The following is a 12569-nucleotide window of genomic DNA, read 5'->3' as shown; positions in this document are numbered from 1 at the left end:
TGTCATTCGGGGAGCATCCCCGGCGACTACTTTACCGTTGCACTCATGAGTCGTTTCGCCCGCCCGCTGCAGGTCGTCGCTGTTCTGTGTGCATTGGTGCTGGTGTTCGCCGGATGCGGGTCCGATGACGACAACCGTCCGCCGGGTGCGGAATTGCCGAAAGACTATCCGCTGACCCAGGTTCCGCTGATGGACGGAACGATCCTCAGTGCCACCGGCACCCGCGCCGACGGGTGGGGTGTCACCGTGCAGGCACAGGCCGGTTCCGGCAATCCCCTCGAGAACGCGGTCACCACCCTCACCGAGAGCGGATTCACCGAATCGCAGCGCACCGGCGAGGGCGCACAGAAGGTCGTGATGCTGACGGCCGCCAAGAACGGCAACACCTACTGGGTGCAGGTGGGGAGCACGCCGGGGGCGGCGGGTGGCGGATCGTCGGTGTTCTATCAGGTCAGCGTCGGCTGACCGGGCGCAAGCCGCTGGTCGAGTAGCGAGACCAAGGTCGTGGGGTTTCGATACGGCGCCTCGCTTCGCTCGGGGCCTACTCAACCATCGGTTGTGCGGCGTTCGGCGAACTCGCGAAGGTTCTCCACCTGTGCCGGGTCGAGTGACGGCCGCACCCGGCCGCGCGCCTCGGCGACGTCCTCGGCGGTGACCGTCGCCGTGTCGATGTCGCGACGCATCGCCGACAGGGCCGCCTCACGCAGCAGCGCCGAACAGTCGGCGGCCGAGTAACCGTCGAGTTCGGCGGCGAGCTCACCGAGATCCACGTCGTCGGCGAGCGGCACCGACCGGCCGGAGGTGCGCAGGATGTCCGCGCGGGCCTCGGCATCCGGCGGCGGCACGAAGACCAGTCGTTCCAGACGTCCGGGACGAAGCAGCGCCGGGTCGATCAGGTCGGGCCGGTTGGTGGCGCCGAGGACGACCACGTCACTGAGCGGTTCGACGCCGTCGAGTTCGGTGAGCAACGCCGCGACCACACGGTCGCCGACCCCGGAGTCGGTGGACTGTCCACGTCGTGGCGCCAGCGCGTCCACCTCGTCGAGGAAGATCAGCGACGGCGCGGATTCGCGGGCGCGGGCGAACAGGTCGCGGACCGCCTTCTCCGACGAACCCACCCACTTGTCCATCAGTTCGGCGCCCTTCACCGTGTGCACCGACAATCGGCCGGACGCCGCGAGTGCCCGCACCACGAAGGTCTTGCCGCATCCGGGCGGGCCGAACAGGAGCACACCGCGCGGCGGGTCGACGCCGAGCCGGGTGAAGGTGTCGGGATGCTGCAGCGGCCAGAGCACGGCTTCGGTGAGCGCCTGCTTGGTCTCCACCATGTCGCCGACGTCGTCGAGGGTGATGGAGCCGAGCGCCACCTCCGGCGAATCCATCCGCGACACCGGGCGGATGACCTCGAGCGCGCCGAGCAGGTCGTCGGTGCGCAGGGTCGGTTCGCTGTAGTCCGAGGCCGCGCGGCCCGCGGCCCGCAACGCGGCCTCGCGAGCCAGCGCGGCGAGGTCACCGGCCACGAAACCCGGTGTGCGCGAAGCGATCAGGTCGAGATCGAGCCGCCCGTCGGTGGGCACGCCGGCAAGGATTACCCCGAGCAGTCGCGACCGGGTGGCGGCGTCGGGCAGGCCGATGATCAGTTCGCGGTCGCAGATCGACGGGTCGCGCAATCGGTTGTCGAGGCGGACGGGTTCCGCGGTGGTCGCGATCAGCGCGATGCTGCCCTGATCGTCGCCGGTGCCCGAACCGGTGATAGCCGAGCGCAGTTCGTCGAGGATCAGGGCCGACACCGGTTCCGGTGCACCGTTTTCCCGGGGCGCCGGGAGCAGCGCGTCGACGTCGGTGATGAGGAGGACCCCGCCTGCGGGGCGCAGCCGCGCGATCGCCCCGGACACCGCGGCCAGCCGGGCGGAGGGTTCGAGCGCCCCGACCGTCGGGCCGTCGACGACGACCATCGGACGATCGGCGCAGACGGCACGTGCCAGTGTGGCCTTCCCGCCGCCCGCGGGTCCGGTGATGAGCACGCCGAGCCGTGGCTCGGCGCCCAGGGTGCGCAGGACTTCGGGCTGATCCAGGGTGATGGCCAGCCATTCGGTGAGCTTGCCGACCTGCGAATCGAGGCCGACGATCTCCGATACGGGCCGCACCGGCACCGTGGGTTGCTGCTCGGCCGCATCCGGGCCTGCGGCGACGTGCCCGGCCGTCTCGGCGCCGGACGGTTGTGCCGGGGTCAGGGAAGTCGCGCTGCCCGGGGGCGGCGGTGTGGGCGCGGAGCCGTCGGTCGGTGCCCACAGGGTGGCGGTGTTGGTCTGCACACTCACCGGGCCGGCGGGATCGGTCGCGGTGACCGTCAGCAGTTCGTTGGTCCACGTGATGCCGACCGACGCGGCGAGGGCGCGGGTGGCCGGGCCCGCGGCGAATTCGGGGCCCAGATCGCGGGGCAGCAGCGATACCGCGTCGCCCACCGACACCACCTTCCCGAGCAGTGCTCGCCGCAGCGTCGTCTCGTCGACGGAGCTGCTGGTGAGCGCCGACCCGGACACCGTGACCGTGGTGGCGCCGTGGACACGGACGGGCGCGAGGACCACCGTGGCGTCCTCGCGGATGCCTGCGTTGGCGAAGGTCAGGTCGTCGAGCAGGGCGATACCGGCCGGCACATCGGGGCCGGCGTCGGCGACCACGGCTGCGGTGACCCGGGCGCCGGTGATCGACACCGCATCCCATTCGCGCAATCCGAGGGCGGTGAGCACCTCGGGATGCACGCGGACGATGCCGCGCCGCGCCTCGGCCGCGGCCGGATTGACCCGAGCGGTCAGGGTGAGCTGCGTGGGGCTCGCCATCAGTGGTCACCCTTCGGTTGCTCGGTGTGCCGCACGACCATCGGCGCGGTGCGCGTCGTGTTGCCGTTGGGATTCGTGTCAGCAGCCGGGAGATCGTCGGGCACCGCCCCGTCCGTCGATGCGGTATCGGGTGCCGTGTCGTCCGGTGTCGCGTCGGTGAGGTCGGGATCCGGGACGATGCGTGCCGGAACACGCAGGCCCAGACGGGCCTGCGACTTCCCCGGCACCGGAATCCGTCGGCGCCGCGGCTGGGCGCGGGCGATCGCACGTCGCTGCGCACGCCGTTCCGCCGGCCGGTCCTCCCAGTGTTCGGGCCGGGACTGCACCCAGCGCTTGTTGCGCCACGCGAACGGGATGTGCGCGAGGTAGGCCACGATGCCGATCATCAGCAGCACATACGGGTAGGTGAAGAGCAACGCTCCGCCGATCACCACGAGAAGCAGGCCGATCGCGGCCGCGCGCCGCGACATGCTCGCGGTCTTCAGTGACGACGTCGGTACCCGGCTGATGGCCAGCATCGCGATGATCACCAGCCAGCCGCCGACGATCGGTAGCGATGTCCACCAGCCGTCGCCGAACTGCTGACTGAGCCCGATCGGCAGCAGCACCGCGACGGCCGCCGCGGGTGCGGGCACCCCGACGAAGAAGTCGCGTGTGTAACCGGGGGCGTCGTCGTCCTCGAGGAGGGTGTTGAAACGGGCCAGGCGCAGCACCACCGCGCAGGCGTAGACCAGCGTCAGGATCCAGCCGACGTCGTGACCGTCCATCAAGGACAGGTAGATGATCAGCGCGGGCACGACGCCGAAGTTGATGGCGTCGGCCAGCGAGTCGATCTCCGCGCCGATCTTCGAGGTGGCGCCCATTTTGCGGGCCACCCGGCCGTCGAGGCCGTCGAGTACGGCCGCGGTCACGACCAGAGCCATCGCGGCGTTCACGTTGCCGTTGGCCGCCACCCGGACCGCGGTCAGACCCGCGCAGATGGCCAGGATCGTCAGCGCCGACGGCACGAAGATCCGGGCTCCGGCGGCCTGTTTCGGTTCGTCGTCCCCGGCCACGGTGATCGCGGGCGGGACATGCCGCTCCACATTAGGCGACGACACCCGCCGTGGGGCATGCGTGCTCGGGCTGCGGTCGGAGCGGATGCGTTTGCGGATGGGGCGTGGTGCGCGCGGCATCGACATCACCCCAGTGTGGCGAAGACGGTTTCGGCACCCACCGCGCGCTGTCCGACCAGCACCTTCGGTGTGGTGCCCGCGGGCAGGTAGACGTCCACGCGGGAGCCGAACCGGATCAGGCCGTAGGTCTCGCCGATGGTGAGGGTGTCGCCGACGACCGGCTCGCAGACGATGCGGCGGGCGATGAGGCCGGCGATCTGTACGACCGCGATGTCCTGACCGGTGCCGGTGTGCAGGGTCATCGTGGTGCGTTCGTTGTCGCGGCTCGCCTCCGGGAGGTCCGCGGACAGGAACGCGCCCGGTGTGTGGGTCACCGAGGTCACCGTGCCGCTGATCGGCACCCGCTGCACGTGGACGTCGAAGATCGACAGGAATGTCGACACGCGGGGCAGCGGCGCGTCGCCGAGCCCGGCCTCGGCGGGCGGGACGGCCTCGTCGACCAGTGCGATCGTGCCGTCGGCCGGGGCGACGACCAGTCCCGGGGCGGTCGGGGGCACGCGGGACGGGTGCCGGAAGAAGGCGGCACACGCTCCGGCGGCGAGGAGGGCGGGCCGGGCGATCCACCGGTGCCGCCGGCCCAGCACGGCGACGGCGGCGGGTGCGGCGACGAAGGGCAGGCCCCCGCGGTGCAGTGGGGGGATCGTCTCGCGGGCCAGCTCCACGAGGTGGGCTGCGCCGCTGCTCCGCCTGTCAGCGGATGAATCCTCCGGGCGCGGACGCCTGGCCACCATCTACCTCCCCCAGTACCGATCCCGGTCGATCCGGGGTCCGCTACAGCTTAGAGCCGACGCGCGTGGGGTGTGGCAGGGCAGGCGGCAATCGGGTCACAGCACGATCACGTCGACCTCGGTGCCCGCGGGGATGGCCTCGACGTCGGCGGGGACGTCGATCAGCGCATCGGCGTGGGCGAGATAACGCAGGTGATGGGATGCGGGCGGGCCGATCGGCTCCACCCGGTCGCCGTCCAGTGTGCCGCGCAGGAACTGCCGTTTTCCGCCGGGTGAGCGGATGTCGGCGGTCAGACGCGCCCGGGTGCGGGCGCGGTCGGGTGACAGGCCCATCGCGGCGCGCAGCGGCGGACGGACGAAGACCTCGAAGGACACGAGTGAACTCACCGGGTTGCCGGGGAGGGTGACGATCGGCACGCGACGGCCGTCGGCGGCGACGTGATGGCCGCAGCCCTGCGGCATCCCGGGCTGCATGGCGACCTTGACGAACTCGACGTCACCGGTTCCGGTGAGCGCTTCCTTGACGACCTCGAAGGCGCCGGCGCTCACGCCGCCCGACGTGATGATCAGGTCGGCCGCGGCGGTGGCCTCGTCGAGGCGTGCGCGGAATGCCGCGACGTCGTCGGCGACGAAGTGCAGATGGGTGGCCACGGCGCCGGCCTCCTGTGCCGCGGCCGTCAGCATGGAGCCGTTGGATTCGTAGATCTGACCGTGCCGCAACGGTTTTCCGGGTTCGATGAGTTCCGAACCGGTGGACAGGACCACCACGCGCAGCCTCGGGTGGACCGGCACCTCGGTGATGCCCAGGGAGGCGAGCAGGCCCAGCTGCGCCGCGCCGAGCCGCGAACCGGCGGTGAGGACGGTCATACCGGCGGAGACATCGGAATCGGCTGTGCGGACGTGCTTTCCGGCCGGCACCGAGGCGACGATCGTCACCGTGTCGGGTGCCTGGGCCTCCGCTCCGGCGTCGGTGGACTCCACCGGCACCACCGCGTCGGCGCCGTCGGGCATGGGGGCGCCCGTCATGATGCGGTGTGCCGCACCGGGCTTCAGGTCCAGATGGTCGGTGCGCCCGGCGGGGATGTCGGCGTCGACCGGGAGGCGGACGGGGTTGTCGGTGCTCGCGTCGGCGACGTCGGCGGCGCGTACGGCGAAACCGTCCATCGCGGAATTGTCGAAGACCGGCAACCCGATGGGTGCGGTGACATCGGCCGCGACGACCTGCCCCAGTGCGTCGGTCGCGGTGCGATTCTCCACCGCGGGTGGCCCGAACAGGGCGGCGACGACGTTCTGATGTTCCGGCACCGATCGCATTCGCCCAGCATGCCATCCGGGTGCGCACGGCGTGCGATGCGCCGTCGGCGGGACTAAATTCGGACGGATGAGCTCGGGGATTCTGCTGGACATCGATGGGGTGCTGGTCACCTCGTGGCGTGCGCTGCCGGGTGCGGTCGATGCCGTGGCGGCGCTCGCCGAGCGGGGCGTGCCCCGGATGTTCCTGACCAACACCACATCGAAGACCCGTCAGCAGATCGCGGACGCACTCGACGCGGCGGGGTTCGCGGTGTCCGTCGACGAGATCCTCACGGCGGCCCGGCTCACCGCCCATCACGTGGCCTCGGCCCACCCGGGCAAACGCGTGTGGGTGATCAACGACGGTCCGATCGCCGAGGATCTCGGCGACCTGCCCCTGACCGACGATCCGGATGAGGCCGAGGTCATCGTGCTCGGCGGTGCCGGACCCGCGTTCGATCACGCGACGCTCTCGCGGGTGCTGCAGGCGATGCTCGACGGCGTGCCGGTGATCGCAATGCACCGGTCGATGACCTGGGCCACCGATGCGGGCCTCAGTGTCGACACCGGGGTCTATCTGCCCGGGCTCGAACAGGCGTCGGGGAAATCGATCCGCGTGATCGGCAAACCGTCGCCACTGGGTTTCCGGATGGCCGTGGAACTTCTCGGCGTGGATCCCACCCAGGTGGTGATGGTCGGTGACGATCTGCACAGCGACGTCCTCGGCGCGCAGGCCGCGTCGCTCACCGGGGTCCTCGTCCGCACCGGCAAGTATCGCGCCGAACTGCTCGACGCGCTGCGGCGCGACGAATTCGCCCCCTTCCCGGATCACATCATCGATTCGGTCGCGGATCTGCCGGCTCTGCTTGCGGCACTGGCCGACCAGCCATCCTGACGCGGCCGTACCCGGAACCGTCCATCACGCGTCGACGTCCCCGGAACGACATACGCCGTTGGTGCAGTTCGTGTTTCCCTGCCTTCGCCACGAGATCGGCCTCCGTGCACTGTTCGGAGGACTCGGCGGCACTTTCGTCGATAACCCCCGGCCGGATCTCGTCGGCCCGCTACGACGGAGCGTGAATCCTGCTCGTATACAGCGTGTTCGGGGTCCGTGAGCCGTCTGTCGCGGCGCGTCATTCCTCGATGCCAGCGAGGTTTCTTCCGTCCCGGTGCAGGAAACACATGCCCGATGAGCTCGCCGTGTTCCACCGCACGGACGGATTCGCGTAGCCGGCTACGCAGGCCGACGTTCCGGCAGCAGCAGACGCTGGTGGCAGCGGACGCCGAGGGGCCCGTCGGGTCGGGAAGTCCATGTCGCACAGCTGAAAGGAATGGCCATGACCGTCACAGAACCCGCCGAGGCCGCAGGCACCAGCGAGCCCACCATCGCAACCACCGAGATCGCCGACCGGTTCGCCACCGGGTCGGCGCCCCCGCTCGCCGACCCGTCGGCGCAGCCGTTGCCGGAGGTCGCACCCGAGCCGGAGTCGGCACTGCCTGTGCCCGACCAGAAGGCCGCACCCGGCGATGATCTCGCCACAGGACGTCCGCGCCCGGTCCCCCGCGGCGTCGGCTCCCATCTGGGCCTGCGGAAATTCCGCGACTACCTGGTCATCCCGCCGACGCTTCGCATTCCGGACGGCTACGGCGGGCACGCGCGTGCGAACGGTCATCGGACCGGTGACCCCACGGCGGTGCGCGTCGAGGCCCGGCCGGCCCGTGTGCGATTCCATCGAGACCTGCCGACGACCACGGCCTGGACGTACGAGGGTTCCATGCCCGGCCCGACCATCGAGGCCAGGCGGGGCAGTCCGGCGCGTATCGAATGGGTGAACGGTCTTGCGCATCAAGGGGAATCCGAACACCTGCCCTATGACGTGGTACGCATTCCGCCTCCCCCACGTGACGGGGCGGCCGAGGGTGCCATCGTCGCCGACGGGCGTGCCGCACTCACTCCCGGCGGTCGCGCCGAATCCCGTGGGGCCGGAGCGGATTCCTATCCCCGTCTCCCGAACACGGCCGAGTTGACCGCGGCCACCGTGGTGCACCTCCACGGAGCGCTCACCGACGGTCAGAACGATGGCTGGGCGCACAACGTCGCGGCTCCCGGTCACAGCACCCGCTGTGTCTATCCGAACAACCAGGAAGCGGCGACGCTCTGGTATCACGATCATGCGATGGGCGTGACGCGCTTCAATGTGCCTGCGGGACTTGCCGGTTTCTACCTGATCCGCGACGACAACGAGGACCGCCTGAAGCTTCCGTCCGGTCGCCACGAACTCCCACTGATGATCGCCGACCGCAACTTCGAGACGGGAACCGCGATCTCGGTCACCGGGGCCCCGGACTTCACCGGCCGGATGTTGTACAAGCAGGCCGGATTCACGACGTCGGTGAACCCGCCGACCGAGGACGGGATGTATCCGGAGGGGGAACTGCCCGTCAGCGGTCCGTTCACCATCGTCAACGGCACGGTGTGGCCGACGATGCCGGTCGAGCCACGGTGGTACCGGCTCCGAATCCTCAACGCGTGCAGTTCACGACGGCTGGTGCTCGCCCTGCACGACACCACCGATGAATCGGACGAGGCGGGCACTCCGATCCGCCCCGGAGAGCCGGGATACTCGGCGAATCGACGTCCCGCGATGGTCGCGATCGGTACCGACGGTGGCTTCCTCCCCGCTCCTGTCGGTCCGCTCGACACGCTCGCCATCGCGCCGGCCGAGCGGCTCGACGTCCTGATCAACTTCGCCGAATTCCGTGGCCGCACTCTGGAATTGCGTAACGAACTGGCTGTCATCGATGCTCTCCCGGGTGATGCCGACGCGTCGATCATGCAGTTCACCGTGTCCTCCCGGCCCTCGTCGGATCGATGGCGTCCGCCCGCGGTGCTGAACCCGGACTACGACCGCTACGTGCACCTGCCCAACGGGGATCTGCAGGTGGGCGACCGGATCATCCCGACACATGAGCACTACTGGATCGGCCTCATCCCCGCACAGGTCCGCAGCCGGAGCGCCCACCCCGAACTGTGGGAGCTGCAACCGGTGGATCCGGACGATCCCGATCAGCCGACCGAGGATGTCATCGAGGTCACCGAGTCCGACGGCTCGGTCGTCAGACTCCACGCCGTATCAAAGCTTTTCGACGATCTGAACACGATCATCATCTCGCGGGGCGCATGGGCGGTGTGGCATATCCTGCATCTCGGCGGACCAGCGCATCCGCTGCACATCCATATGACGCAGTTCCAGATGCTGCGGCGGCGCACCATGGATCTCGGCACCCCGGAGAACCCGGCGTTCGACCTGGCGACCGGAAGCACCCCGAAGCCGATCCCGATCCGCGCCGAGGGGCCGGTCATCGACCCGATCGCCGCGGGGATGAAGGACACCTGGCTGATCAACCCAGGGGAGTGGGTCAGTGTGCTCGGCGAATTCGACGGCGCCACCGGCAGTTTCATGTATCACTGCCACATCCTGGATCACGAGGACCACACGATGATGCGCCCCTTCGTCGTCCTGCCGCCCGACCTCCTGGCGTTCCACGGTGCACACGGGCGCGGGCACTCGCACTGACACGGTGGATTGTTGAGCGTTATCGCCGGGTGACCGTGCGAGCCCATTCGACCAGTGTCGGATCGGCGAGGCTCGTGGTGACGTAGTCGCCGTCGAGTGCCTTGCCGGGCTGCGATGGAACGGTGATCAGAAACGTTCCCGCGGCGCGGGCGGCTGCGACGCCCGTCGATGAATCCTCCAGTGCCACACCGTGGCGTGGATCGGCATCGAACATCTCGAACGCGCGCAGATACAGTTCGGGTGCCGGTTTCGGTTCGGTCACCTCATCGGCGGCGACGGAGACCCGGAACGTCGACCGGAGTCCGCTGCGGCCCAGTGCGGCATCGAGGAGGGCCCGTGGGCTGTTGGTGGCCACACCGAGGGGGACTCGCCCGTCCAGGAGTTCGACGAGTTCCGGTGCGCCGGGCAGTGGTTCGACGCCATCGGCAAGCTCGCGCTCCACGCGACGGGTGAGTTCGCCGACGAGCTCGGGGCCGGTACCGGGCTCACCGAAGTACTCGGCCATATCGTGGCACGCGGCCTTCAACGTGCGGCCGATCAGCAGATCCTTCTCGGCGGGACCGAAACCGAAGCCGTGATCGGCGAACAGCGACGCCTCGGCGCGTGACCAGCAGGTCTCCGTGTCGAGGAGTAACCCGTCGCAGTCGAAGACCACGGCGCTGACCTGTGCGGGAAGATCCCGCGCGCGTCCACTCTCCATCGTGGTGAATCCCCTTGTGTCCGTGCGTTAGTCCGAAAGGATGACGCCACTGACCGGTCTCGGCAACGTCACGGTACCGGAGGACTCCTGCCGCGGCGCTTCGTGGCAGGGGTTGACGAATCCAACCGTAAGCCGTAACTTACCGTTCGTGGGTACTTACCAAACAGAGGACGGGTGGTCCGCCCTGGCGGAACCGACCCGACGGCACATTTTGCAGCGTCTCATCGAGAAGCCCAGTGCGGTAGGTGAACTCGCGGATGCGATGCCGATCAGTCGGCCTGCGGTGTCGCAGCATCTGAAAGTGCTCAAGCAGGCCGGTCTGGTCGGCGACCGGGTCGCGGGTACCAGGCGGATCTATCACGCGAATCCCGCAGGCATGCAGGCACTTCGCGATGAGTTGGAGAGTTTTTGGGGCAGGGCGCTCGCCACCTACACCGAAGTGGTCGAGCGAGAATCGCAGACCGATCCCGAGGAGGGAACACCATGACGGAGAACAGCACAGTAATTCAGCCGGTCCGGGTCGACACGATCGTCGACGTACCGATCGAGCGGGCCTTCGAACTGTTCGTCACCAGATTCGACGACGTGAAGCCGAAGGAACACAACCTCATGCCGGTACCGATCGCGGAAACGGTCTTCGAACCGCGGGTCGGCGGCAACATCTACGACCGGGCCGAGGACGGCACCGAATGCCGGTGGTCGCGGGTACTCGCGTACGAGCCGCCGAACCGGCTGCTCTTCTCGTGGGACATCAACGGCCAATGGCAGATCGAGACCGACCCGGCGAAGACCAGCGAGGTCGAAGTGGTGTTCACCGCGGAATCCGACGGACGTACCCGGGTGCGGCTGGAGCATCGCAACTTCGACCGCCACGGAGACGGTGCGGCGGCGGTTCGCACCGGGGTCGAGTCCGACGGCGGGTGGCCCCTCTACCTCCGGCAGTACCGCGACACGGTCAACGGCTGACCCGAAAGAACTGCCGGCCGCATCCCGTTGGGGACGCGGCCGGCAGTCGTCGGACGTTGTGGCGACGTGTCAGGCGGCGCGGGCCGAGGACTCGGCGGCCCGCTTGATCTTGGACAGCGTCTCGGCCATCCCGAGGCGCAGTTCGGCCTCGAAGTTCGGGATGCCGCCCATGAACTTGTCGACGAGGAAGTTGGAGATCGCGGTGGTCTCGCCGTTGGCGGCCTCACGCTTCTCGGTAACGGTCACGCCGTTGGCGGACGGGGTGATCGTGTACGTCCAGACGGTGTGGTTCTCGGCGATGCGGAACGCCAGTTCCTTGTTCGGTTCGAAGCGCGTGACCTTGGCGGTGGTCGGCCACACGAGTGGCCCACGACGGTTGATGTTGATGGTGCGGGTGCCGACGCCGACCGCGCCGCCACGGATGATCATCTTCTTGCACTGGGGGCTCCACTCGCCCATCCGCTTGAGATCGGAGAGCACCGCCCACACCGCCTCGGCGGGTGCGTTGATCTCGATCGATTCCTCGATCAGTGCTTCGGCCATGACTGTTCCCCTGATGCTTGGCGATTTCGGATTCGTGTCGAATCTAAGGGCTTATTGTCGGAGCGTCAATAGCGCGCCGACAGTGGTACCGGGCGGTACCGGCGTGGTCACCGCCCCTCTGCGGGCGGTCAGACCAGGACGGCGACGGCGATCATCGCGCCGATGCCGATGAACACCGCACCGCAGATCCAGCCCGCCGGATGCTGGTCGTCGTCGAGGAGCAGCGAGCCGAGTTTGCCCGGGGTGAGCCAGTCGACGAGGACGAACGACCACATCATCACCGCGATCGCGAGGACCACGTACAGGGCGGTGTAGAGCAGGCCGCGCCACAGTTCGAGACCCGCGGAGTCGACGATGCCCGCGACCATCACCAGCGACAACCCGATCACCTCGGCGGTCGTCAGCATGACCGCGTTGCGATTGTGTTCGATCCACACGAAGCCGCGCAGACGGCCCGGGGTCACCAGGTCGAGAGCGACGAAACCGATGATGAGCAGCAGGATGCCGACGATGCTGTACGACGCGGCATCACCGAGGTTGTCGCGAAGCTGATTCATCCGGAGGTCTCCATTCTGTCCCCACCCGTCCCGGGTGATCGCTCTCGTGAGAAACACTAGCGATCACCCGGGATGCACCGGAGTGTTTGGGCGATCCGGCGCGCCGGGGACGGTCTCGGTCTCGATACGCGTCGGGCTCGCTGCGCTCGCTCGTCGCTACTCGACCGGCGATTGTCGACCGGCGTCGGG

12 protein-coding genes are annotated in these 12569 nt (G+C 68.9%); 5 read left to right on the top strand and 7 right to left on the bottom strand.

What is annotated here, in order from left to right; all coding sequences use genetic code 11:
* Positions 1 to 45 precede the first annotated feature (45 nt).
* Positions 46 to 465, top strand: a complete 420-nt coding sequence (locus AC4JJG_RS18560; protein ID WP_495398717.1) for a hypothetical protein — start codon at positions 46 to 48, stop codon at positions 463 to 465.
* Between the two features lie 80 nt (positions 466 to 545).
* On the opposite strand, the gene AC4JJG_RS18555 is transcribed toward AC4JJG_RS18560, so the two are convergent.
* The 4 genes from AC4JJG_RS18555 to moeA all read right to left on the bottom strand — a co-directional run bounded on the left by AC4JJG_RS18555 (position 546) and on the right by moeA (position 6057).
* Positions 546 to 2840: an AAA family ATPase gene (locus AC4JJG_RS18555; protein WP_495398718.1), complete on the bottom strand. Its 2295-nt coding sequence runs from the start codon at positions 2838 to 2840 to the stop codon at positions 546 to 548.
* Positions 2840 to 4021: a CDP-diacylglycerol--serine O-phosphatidyltransferase gene (gene pssA, locus AC4JJG_RS18550; RefSeq protein ID WP_495398719.1), complete on the bottom strand. Its 1182-nt coding sequence runs from the start codon at positions 4019 to 4021 to the stop codon at positions 2840 to 2842. The genes AC4JJG_RS18555 and pssA overlap by 1 nt, the downstream gene beginning before the upstream one ends.
* On the bottom strand, positions 4021 to 4743 hold the full coding sequence (locus AC4JJG_RS18545) for a phosphatidylserine decarboxylase (protein ID WP_495398720.1): 723 nt from the start codon (positions 4741 to 4743) through the stop codon (positions 4021 to 4023). The genes pssA and AC4JJG_RS18545 overlap by 1 nt, the downstream gene beginning before the upstream one ends.
* A 96-nt stretch (positions 4744 to 4839) precedes the next feature.
* Entirely contained in the window at positions 4840 to 6057 is a 1218-nt protein-coding gene (gene moeA / locus AC4JJG_RS18540) for a molybdopterin molybdotransferase MoeA (RefSeq protein ID WP_495398721.1), read from the bottom strand.
* Positions 6058 to 6124: 67 nt separating this feature from the next.
* Between moeA and AC4JJG_RS18535 the strand changes: the two genes are divergently transcribed.
* Positions 6125 to 6931, top strand: coding sequence for an HAD-IIA family hydrolase (locus AC4JJG_RS18535; RefSeq protein WP_495398722.1), 807 nt, complete (start codon positions 6125 to 6127; stop codon positions 6929 to 6931).
* Positions 6932 to 7373: 442 nt separating this feature from the next.
* The gene (locus tag AC4JJG_RS18530) at positions 7374 to 9614 is read left to right on the top strand and encodes a multicopper oxidase family protein (RefSeq protein ID WP_495398723.1); all 2241 of its coding nucleotides are present in this window, start codon (positions 7374 to 7376) and stop codon (positions 9612 to 9614) included.
* Between the two features lie 19 nt (positions 9615 to 9633).
* Here the strand turns inward: AC4JJG_RS18530 and AC4JJG_RS18525 are convergent, their stop codons facing one another.
* The gene (locus AC4JJG_RS18525; RefSeq protein ID WP_495398724.1) at positions 9634 to 10314 is read right to left on the bottom strand and encodes an HAD family hydrolase; all 681 of its coding nucleotides are present in this window, start codon (positions 10312 to 10314) and stop codon (positions 9634 to 9636) included.
* Positions 10315 to 10462: 148 nt separating this feature from the next.
* Here AC4JJG_RS18525 and AC4JJG_RS18520 point away from each other — a divergent pair, with 148 nt between their 5' ends.
* Both AC4JJG_RS18520 and AC4JJG_RS18515 read left to right on the top strand, forming a co-directional pair.
* The gene (locus AC4JJG_RS18520) at positions 10463 to 10801 is read left to right on the top strand and encodes an ArsR/SmtB family transcription factor (protein WP_495399592.1); all 339 of its coding nucleotides are present in this window, start codon (positions 10463 to 10465) and stop codon (positions 10799 to 10801) included.
* Positions 10798 to 11280: an SRPBCC family protein gene (locus tag AC4JJG_RS18515; protein ID WP_495398725.1), complete on the top strand. Its 483-nt coding sequence runs from the start codon at positions 10798 to 10800 to the stop codon at positions 11278 to 11280. The genes AC4JJG_RS18520 and AC4JJG_RS18515 overlap by 4 nt, the downstream gene beginning before the upstream one ends.
* Positions 11281 to 11349: 69 nt before the next feature.
* Here AC4JJG_RS18515 and AC4JJG_RS18510 read toward each other — a convergent pair whose 3' ends face one another.
* Positions 11350 to 11823, bottom strand: a complete 474-nt coding sequence (locus tag AC4JJG_RS18510) for an SRPBCC family protein (RefSeq protein WP_495398726.1) — start codon at positions 11821 to 11823, stop codon at positions 11350 to 11352.
* 128 nt (positions 11824 to 11951) lie between these two features.
* The gene (locus AC4JJG_RS18505) at positions 11952 to 12380 is read right to left on the bottom strand and encodes a DUF350 domain-containing protein (RefSeq protein WP_495398727.1); all 429 of its coding nucleotides are present in this window, start codon (positions 12378 to 12380) and stop codon (positions 11952 to 11954) included.
* Positions 12381 to 12569: the final 189 nt, after the last annotated feature.

Source organism: Gordonia sp. B8661-1, from assembly GCF_059427765.1.
The sequence above is the reverse complement of the archived record's forward strand: the minus strand, read 5'-3'. Positions and strand labels throughout refer to the sequence as shown.